The sequence below is a fragment of the Thermicanus aegyptius DSM 12793 genome (genome assembly GCF_000510645.1).
GTDB lineage: Bacteria > Bacillota > Bacilli > Thermicanales > Thermicanaceae > Thermicanus > Thermicanus aegyptius.
In genome coordinates this window covers 2,883,925-2,899,778 of record NZ_KI783301.1, presented here as the reverse complement: position 1 = coordinate 2,899,778, position 15,854 = coordinate 2,883,925, and the positions used below count along the sequence as shown (strand labels likewise).

The 15,854-nt window shown below is 42.6% G+C and carries 14 protein-coding genes and 1 pseudogene; 6 read left to right on the top strand and 9 right to left on the bottom strand.

Going from position 1 to position 15,854, the window contains the following annotated elements:
- Positions 1–20 precede the first annotated feature (20 nt).
- Complete coding sequence (locus tag THEAE_RS21340; RefSeq protein ID WP_245605575.1) at positions 21–665, bottom strand: N-terminal phage integrase SAM-like domain-containing protein; 645 nt, start codon at positions 663–665, stop codon at positions 21–23.
- A 73-nt stretch (positions 666–738) separates the two neighbouring features.
- The gene (locus THEAE_RS0115455) at positions 739–1,065 is read right to left on the bottom strand and encodes a hypothetical protein (protein ID WP_245605574.1); all 327 of its coding nucleotides are present in this window, start codon (positions 1,063–1,065) and stop codon (positions 739–741) included.
- A gap of 170 nt (positions 1,066–1,235) precedes the next feature.
- Here THEAE_RS0115455 and THEAE_RS0115450 point away from each other — a divergent pair, with 170 nt between their 5' ends.
- Positions 1,236–1,454, top strand: a complete 219-nt coding sequence (locus THEAE_RS0115450; protein ID WP_028988095.1) for a helix-turn-helix domain-containing protein — start codon at positions 1,236–1,238, stop codon at positions 1,452–1,454.
- A 130-nt stretch (positions 1,455–1,584) separates the two neighbouring features.
- Here the strand turns inward: THEAE_RS0115450 and THEAE_RS22245 are convergent, their stop codons facing one another.
- The 7 genes from THEAE_RS22245 to THEAE_RS0115405 all read right to left on the bottom strand — a co-directional run bounded on the left by THEAE_RS22245 (position 1,585) and on the right by THEAE_RS0115405 (position 11,654).
- Entirely contained in the window at positions 1,585–4,242 is a 2,658-nt protein-coding gene (locus tag THEAE_RS22245) for a phage NrS-1 polymerase family protein (RefSeq protein ID WP_028988094.1), read from the bottom strand.
- A complete protein-coding gene (locus THEAE_RS21330; protein WP_245605634.1) occupies positions 4,239–4,433 on the bottom strand; it encodes a helix-turn-helix domain-containing protein in 195 nt (64 codons plus the stop codon). Before THEAE_RS21330 ends, THEAE_RS22245 begins: the two co-directional genes overlap by 4 nt.
- Positions 4,434–4,494: 61 nt before the next feature.
- Positions 4,495–5,088 carry a hypothetical protein gene (locus tag THEAE_RS22240; protein ID WP_156920652.1) on the bottom strand — a complete coding sequence of 198 codons (594 nt, stop codon included), beginning with the start codon at positions 5,086–5,088 and terminating at the stop codon, positions 4,495–4,497.
- A 491-nt stretch (positions 5,089–5,579) separates the two neighbouring features.
- A complete protein-coding gene (locus THEAE_RS0115430; RefSeq protein WP_156920651.1) occupies positions 5,580–7,307 on the bottom strand; it encodes a hypothetical protein in 1,728 nt (575 codons plus the stop codon).
- Positions 7,308–7,323: 16 nt separating this feature from the next.
- Positions 7,324–8,805 carry a hypothetical protein gene (locus THEAE_RS0115425; protein WP_028988092.1) on the bottom strand — a complete coding sequence of 494 codons (1,482 nt, stop codon included), beginning with the start codon at positions 8,803–8,805 and terminating at the stop codon, positions 7,324–7,326.
- A 269-nt stretch (positions 8,806–9,074) separates the two neighbouring features.
- Positions 9,075–10,397, bottom strand: coding sequence for an S-layer homology domain-containing protein (locus THEAE_RS0115415; protein ID WP_028988091.1), 1,323 nt, complete (start codon positions 10,395–10,397; stop codon positions 9,075–9,077).
- A gap of 561 nt (positions 10,398–10,958) precedes the next feature.
- Positions 10,959–11,654 carry a phospholipase D-like domain-containing protein gene (locus tag THEAE_RS0115405; RefSeq protein WP_028988089.1) on the bottom strand — a complete coding sequence of 232 codons (696 nt, stop codon included), beginning with the start codon at positions 11,652–11,654 and terminating at the stop codon, positions 10,959–10,961.
- Between the two features lie 224 nt (positions 11,655–11,878).
- Here THEAE_RS0115405 and THEAE_RS0115400 point away from each other — a divergent pair, with 224 nt between their 5' ends.
- The 5 genes and pseudogenes from THEAE_RS0115400 to THEAE_RS0115385 all read left to right on the top strand — a co-directional run bounded on the left by THEAE_RS0115400 (position 11,879) and on the right by THEAE_RS0115385 (position 15,614).
- Positions 11,879–12,217: a helix-turn-helix domain-containing protein gene (locus THEAE_RS0115400; protein ID WP_027093224.1), complete on the top strand. Its 339-nt coding sequence runs from the start codon at positions 11,879–11,881 to the stop codon at positions 12,215–12,217.
- 785 nt (positions 12,218–13,002) lie between these two features.
- A complete protein-coding gene (locus THEAE_RS23430) occupies positions 13,003–13,740 on the top strand; it encodes a recombinase family protein (protein WP_211233508.1) in 738 nt (245 codons plus the stop codon).
- Positions 13,715–13,915 carry a recombinase zinc ribbon domain-containing protein gene (locus THEAE_RS23775; RefSeq protein WP_342665763.1) on the top strand — a complete coding sequence of 67 codons (201 nt, stop codon included), beginning with the start codon at positions 13,715–13,717 and terminating at the stop codon, positions 13,913–13,915. The genes THEAE_RS23430 and THEAE_RS23775 overlap by 26 nt, the downstream gene beginning before the upstream one ends.
- Before the next feature lie 254 nt (positions 13,916–14,169).
- A complete protein-coding gene (locus THEAE_RS23735) occupies positions 14,170–14,304 on the top strand; it encodes a hypothetical protein (protein ID WP_281169563.1) in 135 nt (44 codons plus the stop codon).
- Positions 14,261–15,614, top strand: a pseudogene (locus tag THEAE_RS0115385) (ISLre2 family transposase). Before THEAE_RS23735 ends, THEAE_RS0115385 begins: the two are co-directional and overlap by 44 nt.
- Positions 15,615–15,854: the final 240 nt, after the last annotated feature.

Genomic DNA, 15,854 nt, shown 5'->3' with positions numbered 1-15,854 from the left:
AGGGCAAAAAAAGTTTTAAATCATTTTGGGAAGGTGCCCACGATGACTTGACTCAGACGGGCTTCCAGCATAGTTCGTACTTCCGTTTCATCGTATGGAATTATTTCTTTATGGACGACTTTCGGCTTTTTGACATCCGCTGCCGGATTTGTCTTAATGACCTTCCACTCGACGGCGCGGGAGAAGATGTTTTTTAATACCCTGTGGTTCATTTCAATCGTTCCGTTTGATAGCGTTCCTGCCCTATCGTCTTTACGGCTTCCCTCTTTCCCCAGCGATTCGAGGAAATCAACGATGTGCAAGGGTTTTATTTGATCAAGTTGAAAATGTCCGAATGAAGGCAAGATATGGGTGTTCAGATTCACCATGTAGGAGTATAGCGTTTTCCGCTCAAGATGCCTGTCCGCATATTTTTCCTTCCACAGCTCTACAAATCGACTAAATGTAAGCTTAGCTGGCGCAACATATTCTCCCGCTTCGACTTCCTCTTTGAACTTAAGCCATTCTTGTTCCAAATGAGTTTCAAGACGCTTGGACGCTCGTAGAATGCGTTCGTCTTCAACTGTGATTGTTTTTGTTCGCCGGATATATTTGCCGTCTACACCTCGTCCGAGGCTTATAGTAAGCTCCCACGAGTTTTTGCCTCGCTGACGATAGTTTGCCATTGCGGTATCACCCCTGTTGAATATTGCTTTGCCGTTGTTTTGGCTGGAGCGGGTATAATTTAAATTTCCGGCCCTAATAACTTTCTTCTGAATGAGTGTTTTTCTCGAAAAGTGAAATAATGCCGTCCCGCTCCTGCCGCAAAGATTCAACGCGAGCAGCAATGATTTCCCGGTCTCTTGCGGTCATAAACCGCCCGTTTAAGGACAGTTCCTTTGCAAGTGAAACATGTTCCCTTGTGATTTGGGCAAGGCGTTCGCCATATTCGGAGCTACAGGCCAGCCAGAGAGCTTTTTTGCTGAAATTCATCTCATCTTCACCGCCGTTCTGCGACTTATCGTTGCACTCTTTTATAATTGCAGGGGTTAAGTAAAATATCAGTGATTTGTTGTACGTCGGCACTTCGATACATCTCCATTTTAATTAACTTTATAATTATAATACTTAATATGTTAATCAAAATATACAGCAAGATAAGCGAATAGTCAATCATTTTGCTTAATAATCCAATCAAAATGTTTGCTATGTTATTTAAGGTGATATAAAATAAGTGCAAAGGAAGGGGGAGCGAAATGCCTGTTAAATGTCATCTTTCTGCTCTCATGGGCAAACACAAAATGACGATTCAGGATGTTCACGAAAAAACTAAACTTAACCGCAATACGATTTCTAACTTGTATCATGAAAAGGTCACTCGTATTGACTTTGAAACAATTGAAAAATTATGCGGTTTGTTTGGATGTACAATAGCCGAACTTTTTGAATACATCCCTAATGAGCCGGATATCTAAAATTGCAGGGGACTTGGGGAACCAAAGCGAAATATTTGCGTATTTACTGAGCTTTTTGATTTCCCCACTTCTCTCAAAATGCATACTGTATGGGGAACTAATAACCAAAAAAGGGGAACCGTCGGGCTGCTTACCTTTCCTTCTCACCTTTTTGTTCAAGCGCCGTCTTTTTTAACCACAACATATTCATGGATTTATTTCCAATTTTCTTTTTAGGTGTTCTTCTTTTTCGGAGGCTTCCGTCCGTGTTCTTTTCCGTTGTCGTATAAATTAGTCCCTCGGTGTCAAGTTGCTTTATCAGGGCATCTTTTGTCAGCGGAAAATTTCTGTTTTGCTTTTGGTAAAATTGCGTAACCATGTTCATTGTGGTTTCGGGAATAAGTAAGAAATGCCTATTGTCTTCGTATCCGATTAATTCGCCGGAGCTGCTTTCTGCCGTTGAATGTTGTTTGATGAGAAATGCTTTTCCCGTCGCGATAAGCTCGTTTATTGCTGTTAGGAACATGTTCACAGGTGTTTCCTCAAACATGCCGTCATTATGCTGGCTTGCAAGGTTCAGGAAAAGCTGAAATGCATCGTTCAGCATGTTTTCCCGTTCTTCTTGGGCCAACAAGCCTTTTTCTTCCGCGTAGGCGGTGAACATTTTAAATCCGATATAGAGATGAGCCACGGTTTCGGGAATGCGCCCGTGCTGGTCAGATCGCATTGACAGGATGCGTATGGTTCGAAATTCATCCCTTAACTTCTGCGGCAACTCTTCGATCTTAGGTGCCAACCATTCCAGATAACCGCGTCCAGAGTGGGACAATTTTCCTGATTCATCTTGCGCTTCGCTCAGTTTATCCAAGTTCACGCTGCCTCGATCTACCGTGACGGTAAGAAAACGCGCGGTGGTGCTCGTTCCCGCCTTGGGCTTATCCTCTCCGGTTACAATACAACAGCCACGGGGTTTATATTGCAAACGTAAGGTGGTGCCGTCTGATGCCATCCGTGTTCGTGCTTGATGGTCTCCGTAGCCACGCAAAAGTTGCTGTGCTAGTTGCTCCATCTGCCGTGCTTCATGGATTGTTGCTTTCGGATGGTAATCATCCACAACAAGGAGACTGTCCTTTGTCGTGAATGCCTTTTTCTCCAAGGCGTTAGAGGTATCCTTGAAGCCTGCTGGCAGCTCCTTGCCATTTGCGAACGTTCCAAAATGGTTCAGAAACAACGCAACGATAGACGATTTTCTCGCGCCGCTCTCGCCAAGTAGCCACAGGATAAAGCTGGGTTCTGCTCCAGCTTTTCTGAGCGGTTCGCATAAAGGCGCAAGCCCTACCATTGCGAGAAGAGGATACGTAACAGCTTTATCAGCTACTTCAAGTGACCGGAGCGTTGCTGCAATCGCTTCTTCAAGGTTCTCCGTATATTCCGGAAGTTTATACCGCTGCAAGCCTTCTTGCTGTACATTTACTTTCACGCCCTCTGCTCCAACAGCGCCACCCGCATGTAAATACGCCCACTTTCCATCAATTTTGCGCCAACCTAAATGAGAGAATATTTGTTCTTCCGCTGCATGCGACGAAATTCCCTGAATGACATAACGCACCTGATCTTTGATTAATGTTCCAGGTCTAATGTTCGGAAGTACTCCCCACGAATCAGTTACCCATGCCATGGTACCGAATTTATTGGCAGGGACCAGAATAGCTGGGAGAGGTCGACCGTCTGCTAAGACGCCCTCGATCTCATATTGAAGATGTTTTTCCAACCCATTATCGGTAGAAATCTGGCGGGTAATACGAGCTACAAAGTTGCTCAGAGGTTTCAGCATTATTCCGCCGTTTTTATCGTATTTTTTGCAGCACAAGTGGCCAGTATCGTTTATGGCATATTCACCGAGGGCTTCCACAAGGGAAGACCACTCATCTTCTGTTGTCTTGACTTTATATTGCGCCTTCACGCATTCCAGTGCATTTCTGATCGTCATATCTCGGTAATCGTCCCGCTCCCACTTCTGGCGACTCAAGGCGCTGCTTCGAAAAAGCCGGTCAATTTGCTCCGGGTTTTTCGTGTAGAATGCCAGCAAATTGCATAACGCTTGATCTGCCTCCGATTGGCTTTTGTAATATGGGTGCCAATCGCCTTGGTAATATAGGGAAGCAAACTTCTCTCCGTTTTTTGCTCTTGCCGCAATGTTGATAATATCCTGATCGTCCATTTCGACGGTTTGGTTACTTGAAATATCCTCAACAAAAGGCGGCTTTTTGGGAATATTACCAATTCCAAATAAACGTTCGTACAATGTATTCACTTCCTGTTGCCGTTCTTCGATGGTTTCAGGCGTACCGGTAAAATGATCGCCAGTGATAGCAAAATAGCGGTTTTGATCATACATCTCATACTTGCCGGTTCGGTTCTTCTTGCCGGGCAGTTTGGCCTTTACAATCACATGAACACTGGACCGGGATTGGCTCAGCTCCGTGTAGCTGTTAAGGTCAGAAACGGTTTTACTCGCCTCGCCCGTCAGTGTACCGTCAACTATGCAGTCGTCCAAATCAATGCCGGTGAAAGGGTCATCAGCGCTGAATACATACCCGAGGCCGCAGTATGCTCCCGGCTGGTTCAAATAGATTGTTAATGCATTTTGGAAGCTTGTCCAGCTAGCCGGATTCGTTGTAGATGCCTTTTTTCCAATAGCCTGATAGGGGACTTTTGTCGGCTTGCCGCCTTCGCTCCGCTGTTCTAACTTCCACAAAACCCATTGATTACGCTGCTTTAGTTCTTGTGGTATTTTCTCGATGTTCATTTGAATCGCTCCTCGTACATTCGCTTTGATGTTGGCAGTTGACCGAGTGTCCACTTTTCAATTACGTCGCGGTTAAACAAAATACGCGACCGAACGCGAAAGTGAGGAATTCTCCCGGCAGCTACTTCGTTATAAATAGTCGTAGGAGATACGCCTAACACCTTTGCTAATTCCTTCACAGTGAAAACCATTTTTTGCATTTTTCATTACCTCCACGCGATATTTTTAGTACGGAACGTGTCGAACAGGTACTCAATGATGAGCATTTGCCTGATGAATCTTTTTCTGTATTAAATCCATCTGGCAGTAAATCGCTTGTGACAAACATCTTTCTGAACGAAAAAATGCTTTCTGAAGTTTAGTGTAAGTGGAAGAATGCATACCTTTTGGACGGGCAATAAGAACGCGTTTCGAATTTAGCAATTTTTTCTCAAATAGCTTTTTCTTAATTCTTTGTCCGTGAAGCAGCAACTGCATCAGATGATTGCGAGATGCTTGACAGCTCTTGTATGTTAAGTTATGGCAAATTCGACATCGGAATATCCCGTTCGCCAAGTACAGCTTACCTACACGTTGCCTACAGGCCGGACATTTAAACCAAGGACGTGTTCCACCATAGTTGCAAGCTGTGTGAGTCAGGTTGACTGTTGTAATCATTATTGAATTTCCTGCGATAAGGATTGAATCATTGCGAATCCACAGCGATATTGTGGCCAACGAGGAATGATTTTTCAGCCAAGTCCAACGAATCTGATTCCCTGTGGCAAGCAGACGGGACTTATAAAGGTCAAATATACTTAACGATAAGTGATTTTCGGCTAAAGCTTTCGGATAAAGTGTTCGCATCGAACTCACCTCAAACGTTCCTAAATTAATAAGGATTTGTCCAAATTTCCTAAGACCGTTTTGCCGGTAGCTTGTGACGGCCTTATGTTCCAGATAGAACCAATGGGGAGGGGCCAATCCCGTACAACGGAAATAGAACATTTTAATTCGCCTCGGATTTTATCGTTTTTTCTGTTTTTTTCGCTTTTTATATTGCCACGTACTTTGTTAAACAGTAAAGATTTATTTATTTTTACAATTCCTTCTTCCGAAGTTCATGTTTTGTTCTGATCGGTTGCTTGGAAGACATACTCCTGCACAATTCTTCAATTCGACGATGGGCAATGAAGGGGATTCTTGTAGGGAAAAGGGTGAAAAAAAAGAACTTGCTCATTTGGGGGGATAACGTTTTAAGGCGGGTGAGGGTCTGTTGAGAAGGGGCTGGCGCTTCCCGGCCCCTAACTCTACTCAACAGACAGAGGTTTCTAACAGCATTTGTGCAGCACACAACTCTATTTTTCAACCCAAACGGGAAATTCAATCTGATGAATCCGACATGCTCTACGAATCATACTTTTGAAACGGTCGTAATCCCCGGACTCATCGTAAATAATGCGTTGAAGTTTTTCGTTATTTTCTTCAAAGTATCGAAGCAAGCGCTTTAATCCGTCTAAACTCAGTTCTCCAACGTCATAATTATCAAGGCAGCTTTCGCAATAAAACCATCCGTTTTGCCAGTAGAGACTATCACTCAAATCCAAATAATCGCCACAGCCTCCGTCACATAAATGGGCGGAATAAGTCCTCAAATGAAATCCTTTGCTCTCAAAATAGGGTGAAAGCAGGCTGAATATACTGTCCCGCTCCTGTGCCGTTTTAAAAATGTAATCGAAATGCTCATGAAAGGGGTGTGAATGTTGATCTAAGGTTTGAACAACCTCATCACTTTCCGCCGCTCGAATCTCTTCAAGCAGTTTTTCGGTTATGTTCGGCTCACAGTCATAAAAATAGAGACCGTAATAAATGGCTCGTTCCGGTCTCCATTTCAAAAGCTGCTGCTGAATGTGCCGCAACTTCAATGTATAGTTGTAAATCTCTCTGGCGAATATGCCGTCATCTCCATCGGTTTGGATATAATCTCTGTATTCCCATATGATGTCGTCCAGTTCGTCAATAAAATCATCTGCATTCCATTGGGCATGGGCGTTCAGGTAACAACAGGACTCGGCCTTCTTTTGAAGGAGCGACTTCCATTCAGTCCAGTAAATAAACTCCTGTCGGATGGATGAGTAATCAAAGTAATACGGGTGATCGTCATCCATTTCCTTAAATTCATCGGCATAAAGTTCATGATAGATTTCGTGGCACTCTTCCGAACAGAAATACTGCCCTCTCTGATTAACCACGTACCGTTCATCGACTGGTTTTGCGCATTGGACACAAAGGTTTGAACTGTTGGCAGTATCTTCAATGTCATGTATCAGCTTTTGCAGGTTGTCTGCTTGTTTCCGGAGCGTCGTCAGCATTCGGTAAATCTCGGAATCAATACAGCTTCGGTTTTCGTGAGGAGGAAGAAAATCATCCCAATACACGTCATCCAAATATCTACCAATTTCAGATAATAGCTCTTTCGCACCCTCACTGGTTGATGCATTTAATATGTTTGCGGTTAGTTGTCGGCATAGCGGCAACCACTCTGAAAATCGCTCGAATAGACTGCTGTACATGTCCAAGTTACTTTCATACGGTTTGCAATAGTAAGGCGATTTTTCGGCACAGTTCCAACCGCAGTATCGATTTAAATCAATATCAATCAAGTAAACATCCTCAATAGCCGCAAAGCAAAATGAGCAGCGAGTGGGAGATAAATTCACCTGTATACATTCATTGGTTACAGTTAGCCAGCCTTCGTTAATGAAGTTTTTGAGAAAGTATTTTGTCAGGTAAGCTTTGAAACCAAGGTGCTTACTTGCTTTTTTCAACTTTGCGGCTAATGTTGCGTTTGCTTTTCTTATTTCATCCCTAATTTCATTAATGCTTGTTACACGGTTGTGTCCAAAGTGATATCTTAATAAGGCAATTAGACATTCTTTATCTTGCTTGGTCAGATGCACTTTAACCAGTCCTTTCTTTGTTGATGATTTCCGAAAAATCACCGGCTTCGGAAGTAGCAGGGGAGGAAGATATCTTGGGAACGAATTATAAAAATAAGCCGGGGTTCCAATGGTTCCCCAGCTCATCGATATAGGTAAATGCTTATTTATAAAGTGATTTTTCTATGGAATCGGCTTCTTTTAGAAAAGGGGAGTAGACCTTTTCTTCTTCTCCATTTATTTTAAGCTGTAGCCCCCAAGCTTTATTAAAATACAAATCATCCACCTGCTGGGCATGGTTCCTTACATTCCAGTACAAAGAGTTATCGTCGTTTTCATGTTCGGAACTTTCCAGTAGCGATAAGATATCTTCTAGTTCATCTAAAACTTCATTTAATTTTTTCAGTACTTCATTATCCGTTTTGTTGCTTCGAGTAATAACCGTGTAGCTTGCAACTTTGTTTGCAAGATCAAGCCATATGTTATTTAGTTCCTGCTTATCAAATTTTTTTGCCTGTGTCTGCACTTTTTGGCCGGAAGACGAAGCTGTCGATTCGTGTTCTCCATTCTCTGGGTTATTATTAATCGATTTATAAAATTTGGAGATGGCGATTTGGTCTTGCTGAGAGTATTCGCCTTTATACTTCATTCGTATACTGTCGACCATACCGCTTTTGGTAAAGATGATAATATCGTAGTTTTCTTTTTCAAAATCGTAATAGGTGTAATCAGGATTAAATTGTAGAGCTGATGGTGTTCCCAAATAATCGCTAATTATTCCCTCTGAAGCTCCAACTTTCAACCCGTTGCTTAGCCCCAAACCGTCCTTGGAAACCAGTATGAAATCCAAAATTCCTCCGCCTGTGAATTGGAGTGAGCTTCCTTCCAAATTAATTATGTAAGTATCCCACAAATTATCGTATTCAATGGATACATTCTGAGGAATTTTGTGTTGAACTTCCGAGAACCGTTCTCCTGCGATCCAGCCCTCCAAAGAAAGAACGGCATCTTCTTCCGGTGCACTTGGTTCGTTTTGTTGTGGTTGTTGACTTGTTGGATATGGAGTCTCCTTTCCAATTGCTGATTTCGAAGTCTCCACATTTGCAGCTTCATCGACTGAATTTTGATTTCTTGAGTCTAAGTTTTCATCTAATTTTTTGTGAAAGCTTTGCAGGTCAATTTTCCACTGATTTGTTTCAGTTTTGATCATGTTAAATTCCAACGTCACTTTGCTATTTACTTCACCCTCATAGAAATTTGTAAAAATCCAGACTACCTTGGCAGAACGGTCTTTTATGGAAACAACTTTTTCCGAGAATTCCAACTGATCCACTACAAACAAATCCAATGTTGAAGGAAGTATAACTTGATTCAATTTATTGCGAAATTTACGAAGCTCTTCTTCCGGTATCTGTACGGTAGTTGACAGAACAACAAGTGATCCGGCTCTCTCATAGTCTTCAGTTTTGATCGCATGCCAAAATTCTCGTTCCACTTTTTGAACAATTGATTTTTCATTAGGTGGCATGATTCTCCTTAATATCTCTTTTATGCTCCAGTTATTGACTGCTAATGTGATACTCACTGTTACAAATGCAGCAACCGCCAGTAAGCTGGTAAAACTCATCGTCTTCAATCTCTTCACAAACAATTGCCTCCTTGTCAAGCCATGACTTATCAAGATTGCAGGTTGAACGAACACCCGGAAGAGGTATTGATGAAACGTCCCTCTACCGGGTGTTACGAATTCTTCCTAACTGAATCTATCCAAAATGTATTCGATTTCCTTGTCTGATTTGCCCTCCGCTTTGAGTTCCTTCCGAAGCTCCTCTAGCACCCGGTCAATAGCATCCTGTGTTGAGTTGGAGTTTAATTTTTGCGCATCGTTCTGATCAGTCAACTTTATCAGTCCCTTCATCTGTTATTTGGTTGGTGATACACAACCTTTGTCACGGTATTGCTTTCTTTTCCGTATCTGTTAACCAGTTTGATGGTGAACTCATTTTCCCCATTTTGAAGACTAACTTGGAATGAACCGCTATAACCGTTAGTTCCACGACCGCCGCCAAGCAAGTATGTCCTTTTTTCACCATTAACGTACAATGTCGGCTGGCTATCATATTTGTCTACCCAATCGAACCAGATATTATAGCCTGTGTTGTAGGTTACGTATTTCGGGTCAGGCTCTTCTAAACTAAGTTTGGGAGGGTCAATCGTAATCGTTATGCTCTTGTTTATTACGGTGTCGAGTCCCTTATAGCTGGACTTGATTTCAAAATTGTAAGTGCCGTCCTTTGTGACAGGGATATTGACGCTAAAACTGCCATCGAGGTCTACCATGACGTTGTCTCCGTTGATGGTCACGGTTGATCTTGGTGTAGTTTCGCCTTTAATAAGAATCGTGATTGGTTCTCCCGGTAGGGAGTCATCTTTGACGACATCGGCCCAAAGGTCTGGCGCTTTGAACGATGAATTTTGGCTTTCAGCTGTCTGATCGGGTGATTGCCCAACTGGTTCTGATTGATGATCTGGAGAATCAGCCCTACCGTCGTCGCTTATCCCTTTTATCGCCCGATACAACAAGACTGCGATTTCGGCACGCGTAATCGGATTTTGCGGTTTGAAGGTACCGTCAGGATAACCGCTTATCAATTTATGATCAGCAGCCACGTTTACGTATTTTCTGAGCTTTGGAGAAATGTCGTCCTCATCCGTGAAGTGAGAGCTGTATTTTTCCGTACTCAACCCCATGATTTTCACCAAGGCTGTTGCGACATCTTCCCGCGTTGCGTTGGCGGTCGGGTCGAAGAACGGTTGGCCTTTTGGAGGGTAGTACCCAGTGACATACTCCTTTGTAGCCAGTATGTATGGATATGACCATCGGGTTGGAGGCACATCGCTATAGTAAACATCTTGTGTCACGGACAAGTCAAGAGAAAAGGTTACGGCAATCATTTTGGCAAATTCTTCGCGGCTGATCGGATTGTTCGGACGGAATGAACCATCCTCGTAGCCGCTCACGACATTTCTTCTGCTCATGCTTGAAATTGCTTCATAGGCCCAATTGTTGACCTGAACGTCTACGAATTGGACGACAATCGTGCCGGTGTTGATGATACCGTTATTGTTGATCGTTCCGTTATTGACGATGTTCGACTCCGCAAAAGCATTTGCAGGAAGAAGGGCACTCAGGACTAACATTGTGGCCAACAAGCTGGATACAATTTTCGTTTTCATGTTTCTCCTCCATTTGTTGAAGTATGGTTGTGCTTTGCATTCTGGACTAAGTGACTTGTTCCGGCTGCTGTGAAAGTGAAAGAAACACAGTTTCAGTGTGACATCCCTCCTCGTGGCAGTGCCGAAAGAGGAGCAATCCCGAAGTAGGCAGGTTTTCTCAAGTTTTTGCGCCTCCTCTGCTCATGGTCACCATACACAGGCATTTCGTAGAATTCTAGCAACGTAAAGCATGCTAAAATAATTTGTTCTCGAAGGCGGAAATGTTGAACCTGTTCTGTTCCTTTCCCGCTCCGTTGAAACATCTAATGTACAAGCCGCTCTGGTTCTCGCTTATGGCAAATTGCAGCTTTGACTGCTGATTAATATAATTGCTTTTCAGTATTTTGTTTTTCATAAACGTTGCAGGGAGTCTGACATAGCGGTTCCCTTTACCTTCCAAACCTTCGAGAATCATGATGAAATCAAGGTTGTTCTTCTTTGCTTGATCGATGGCGCTTATACTAAGTTCAAATCTGTAATTATGGGGATTTGTTTTATCCGGGCTTGCTCTTCTTGAATACATTAACTTGGCGGTATAAGAATCTCCTTGTTTTTTATGTGGAACACATTTTTTCCATACTGTTTTGTGTTCATCTCATGGACAAATGATGCAATTTTCTTTTGTTCCTTAAGGTGTTGGAGAAATGCCTGATACTTGTTTTTGATTTCAGCCAAGCCAACTTTTTCTCTGATAAAGTCATTTAATTTTTCTTTGATTTGTTCGAAAGACAGCCTCAAGGTACTTCCTTCGGAAATAAGTTGTTCCAACTCTTCAAGCTCAAGAGAATTGCAACGGTTCAAATAGGTTGCTTTAATCTCGTTGACATCAACTTCGGAAAGCTGAACTCTGGCCATCACTTCGATATTACTGTTCTCGATCAAGCCCCAGCCTTTGCCGGTAAAATTTGCTGAGCCGATATAAGCGATTTTGTTATCGATCACGTAGATTTTGGAGTGAAGGAGTTCTAATGACTTTAGCTTGAATCCGGACTTCTGAAGCTGCTTTAGTGCCTCTAATTCAACTGCTCCGGTTAAATATTCAGTTCCAAAGGGGAGCGTTACAACTATTTTTTCAAGGTGCTTTGTTGTGATAGCGCTTAGAAGATTATCCACTGCAAGCAATGTTATGTACGGTGAAATGATGATGATTGATTTCTTTGCCTTAGTAATGTCGCTTTTTAAGTTTGAAACGAATTCAGAATGATAAAGCTTGGTCATGATTGTCTCCTTTCGGTCATTATAGAATTGTTGCAGGTGGGTAGCTCCTATCTTTCAGCCCCTCATTATTAACATACACAGGCATGTGCCAAAATTCTAAATCGCTTCTAGGAAATATTGACCACAATAATCGTACTACTAATTTCTTTTTATGGTCAAATAGATATTTTTAGTTCCTTAATAGTTTGGTATGCCTCAGGTAAGCTTTCCTTGAGGTGGTTGACGTGACGGAAATAGCAAAGCTGCTGGGAGAGCGGATTCGAAGAATTAGAAAAGAAAAAGGGTTAAGTCAGGAACAACTGGGTGAATTGGCCGGTTTGAGTGAAAAATATATAGGACAAGTGGAGCGGGGAGAGAAAAACCTGACCATTGAGAGTCAGTATAAAATCGCCCATGGCTTAAATTTGTCATTGGAGGAATTGTTTCGTTCGCTGGACCCGATAGTAAGAGAAGATGCATTGGGGGAGCTCTTGGAACTGTTGAGTAATCGACCCAAGGCCGATCAGTCGATGATTTTAGAGGTAGCTAAGGTGATATTAAAGCAACAGGAGCGGGGAAAATAAGCAAAGGGAACAGTTGCTGAAATAACCTGCGCGAAGGAATCCCACAAGTTTAAGAAAGGATGTATGAGAAAGAATCTTTGAGGGCATAATGGCTTCACATGTCCCCCAAGTATCGTTACTGATCCCCCTAAATTGACGCTTGTCTTCCTGAATTATAAATATTTAGATCGAATAGATTTAGTTGCTGCAAGGATATTCAAGTAGCGTGTCCCTGTTCCCCTGATTCCCCCGAATAGCGGATATGAGCCATAGAAATTTTTTTAGGGACAGACTTTTCCACTTATTCGGGTTAGCTCCATTGACGTAATTGCCGTAAAACTGCCGCAAAAATTCGTGATAAAGTACAGTAAATCCAGAGAACAGAACATATAACGCATGCCAAATCCTTGAATTTATGCGGTTATATGCGACTATAACAGATGCCATGGCAACGGGGTCGCTTCCCGCATACGGCGCATGTGGAAGCTATAATCCTGTTGCAACGTCAGAAAACTTGATAAATAAAGGGGTTTCGGGGTTATGAGTGAAAACATTTTTTGACGTGAGAGAATACCCTCACGTCTTTTCTTTTTGGTAATATATAAATGGGATTTTCATTTCACATAAATGATGAAGGAAAATGAAAAATGTAAGGATTATACCTGCTAAACCTAAAGAAAATAAAAACCTCAAGGTTGCCGCCTATTGCCGGGTAAATACATCCGGACCGGAACAACTACGAAGCTTTGAGATTCAAATAAAAACCTACACCACGCTGATAATATCCTGATTGGATTTTTGCTGGTGTGTTCCATGACATTGAAAATGGGTTGCGCCGAAGCGGCAGAAACGAACTGGACAAAATACTTAGGAAAGAGGCGAAGGGCAAAATCGATTACATTATCACCAAATCAATCAGCAGGGTGTCAAGGGATAACTCTGGAAGTTTTAAAGATAAGATAATAAGATTTTTAAGAGAGCGAGGTATTAATATACATTTTAAAAATGAAGAACTGGATTCGATCAACGCGGATAAGGAATTAGAGATAATTCTGAGAGGTATGCTGGCACAGGACGAAAGCCGGAATACCAGCGAAAGCATTAAGTGGGGGTTTCAGTGCAAGTTCGAAAAAGGCGATATCTTCACGAAGTATAAGAATTTCATGGGATATGACTGTGTTGACGGAGAGGTTGTAATTGTGCCGGAGCAGGCAGAGGTAGTTAGGAAAATATTTTACTTATATTTACAGGGCCTGTCATTGGGACAAATCAAGGTTTATCTCGAATCTCAGGAGATTAAAACAGTAACGGGCAAGGGGCTTTGGGATGCGAAAACGATTCGGAGGATGTTGACCAACGAGAAATACAAAGGCGATACAATGCTGCAAAAGACCTTTACCGAGGATTTTATGACTGGTAAGAAAAGAAAAAATATTGGGCAGCGAAACAAATATTATGTGAAGGACAGCCATCCAGCTATTATTTCTCTCCGAAGTATTCGACAAGGTACAGGAGGAAATGGAAAAGCGTGCAAGACTCGTTAGCAAAGATGATGGCACAGTAGAATCTAGTACCAGTAAATATAACGGAAAATACTTTTTGGGCAATTTGCTTATTTGCGGTGATTGCGGGGCGTCTTACCGAAGAAGAACAGAGAGAGGCAAGGTGGTCTGGAGATTGTGCTACGAGGATCGAAAAGGGCAAAGATGCATGCCCTAACTCCCCTACTCTGGACGAAGGATGCATACAGGATACCATAGGCGAGACTGTTTACCCGAACGGAAATTATGATGAAAACATAATCAGAAATAACATTGATAGAATTCAGATTTTTGATACCTATATTCTGATTTTCCACACGGATGGGTCACAGGAGAAGTTAGAGTAAAATAATCATTGGTTGGGATGCAGGAAAAAGGTCTTAAAATGTCGAAAAGAGACCTTGTACACCCTTGTTAAGGAGGTCTCTTTTCGTGGAATTATTTAATTACATTAACAGTTTATCGCAACAAGCCGCAGAAGGCAAGATAGACTTTATACAATTTGGAGAAGGAAATCTTCAAGATGGTCAAAGTATTTGGTGCTTTGTTGATGGAAGAAATACTTGAACAAGCCGATGAGCTCATTTTTCAAAGTGAAGAACGAGATGGGAAAAGTGGAGGCATACGCCCAATGGGTATACAAACGCTCTTTGGAGAAATCCTGTATCGGCGGAGGATCTATCAAACAAAGGGGGGGGTGGAGCTACCCACTCGATGAAAAATTAGGGATTGAAAGCAAACAAACCGTAAGTCCTACGTTAAGTCAGATATCGGCATTTTTAGCCACACAGAACTCCTATCGCCAAAGCGCTCGTATCCTAGGACAACTTGAGCTTCATGTAAGTCATCAGCGTATTCACAAAGCGGTCCAAGAACAAGGAGAACGAATCAACAAACACAGAGAACAAATGCCGGAGAACGAAAAGAAGCGGGAAGCCAAGATCGTGCTCGTTGAATCGGATGGGGTCTATGTAAGCCTGCAAGGAAAAGACCGGAAGAAATATGGAACAACCCTGGAAATCAAAAACGGATGTATTTATGAAGGTTGGGAAGCGAAAAACCCGATCAAAAGAGAATACCGGCTTAAGAATCCAAAGGTGATCGCCACCACCAACTCCTCCAAAGAATATTGGCAGAAAGTAGACAACTATCTCCAAAAGACATATGAAATAGAAAAAGTGGGGCTATTCGTTTTTGGCAGTGACGGATCATCCTGGGGAAAAGAAGGGGCTGAGTTTTATGCAGGATCCCTACATCAGATCGACAAATTCCACTTTCATCGATGGGTTAAACAAGTCTTTGGATTTGGGGAGCCTGCAATGCTGGATACGCTAGAAGCCATGATTGAAGGAGATGACAAAGAAGGGTTTAAAAAATGGATGGAAACCAAGAAAAGGGAGGCGAAAGATAGTGAAAAGAGAAAAGAGAGCCAGAAGCTAGAAAAAACGATTCTGAAGAACTGGGAAAGCCTCAAAGACTACCGGAATCGAAGTGACAAAGTACCCGAGGAAGCGCGAGGGATAGGAAACATCGAAAACTTCAATGACCATCTTGTAGCAGACCGAATGAAAAAAAGAGGGATGAGCTGGAGCAAAGAAGGGGTAGAAAACCTGCTGCAAGTTAGAGCGGCTGTCCTCAATGGGGAATGGGAAGGGATTGAAAAGTGGATCTTTAATCTCGGCAAAAAAGAAGACCCTCAGCAAACCAACAAGGTAGACGAAACAGAACAAAAAGGTCCAGGGAGGCCAAAAAGGGGCGAACGTCGTCAGGAAGAGACGGGAGAGTGGTGTCAGGCGCACATGCCTGGTCTGACCGGTCCAAAAGCATGGCTTAGGGAATTTGGANGGAAGATCAATGAGACGATCTCAGCATTATAAAGAAATAAGAACATATAATCTATATATTTTGATGAGTCTAGGCAAAGAGATTTTGTGGATAGGTAAGCGGTTTGTGGCAGAAAACGAATAAGGTGAGTCGTGCCCGAAGGGTCGGAGTGAAGCTAGCGATGTGGAGAGCCTTTACATGGAGAGGCGCCCCTCATTAAGCGATTGCGAAGGCGGGCGCCCCCGAAGGGGGATTATTTCGCCCGCCAGCGTTTTTGGGGAGTATGAGGGGGC

Bases quoted from the DNA above. Each gene is read 5' to 3' on its own strand.
- THEAE_RS0115430 (WP_156920651.1), bottom strand. From the start codon at position 7,307: ATGAGCTGGGGAACCATTGGAACCCCGGCTTATTTTTATAATTCGTTC.
- THEAE_RS21330 (WP_245605634.1), bottom strand. From the start codon at position 4,433: ATGGTTTTCACTGTGAAGGAATTAGCAAAGGTGTTAGGCGTATCTCCT.
- THEAE_RS23775 (WP_342665763.1), top strand. From the start codon at position 13,715: ATGGAAAAGCGTGCAAGACTCGTTAGCAAAGATGATGGCACAGTAGAA.
- THEAE_RS0115415 (WP_028988091.1), bottom strand. From the start codon at position 10,397: ATGAAAACGAAAATTGTATCCAGCTTGTTGGCCACAATGTTAGTCCTG.
- THEAE_RS0115450 (WP_028988095.1), top strand. From the start codon at position 1,236: ATGCCTGTTAAATGTCATCTTTCTGCTCTCATGGGCAAACACAAAATG.
- THEAE_RS22240 (WP_156920652.1), bottom strand. From the start codon at position 5,088: ATGCGAACACTTTATCCGAAAGCTTTAGCCGAAAATCACTTATCGTTA.
- THEAE_RS0115405 (WP_028988089.1), bottom strand. From the start codon at position 11,654: ATGACCAAGCTTTATCATTCTGAATTCGTTTCAAACTTAAAAAGCGAC.
- THEAE_RS22245 (WP_028988094.1), bottom strand. From the start codon at position 4,242: ATGAACATCGAGAAAATACCACAAGAACTAAAGCAGCGTAATCAATGG.
- THEAE_RS21340 (WP_245605575.1), bottom strand. From the start codon at position 665: ATGGCAAACTATCGTCAGCGAGGCAAAAACTCGTGGGAGCTTACTATA.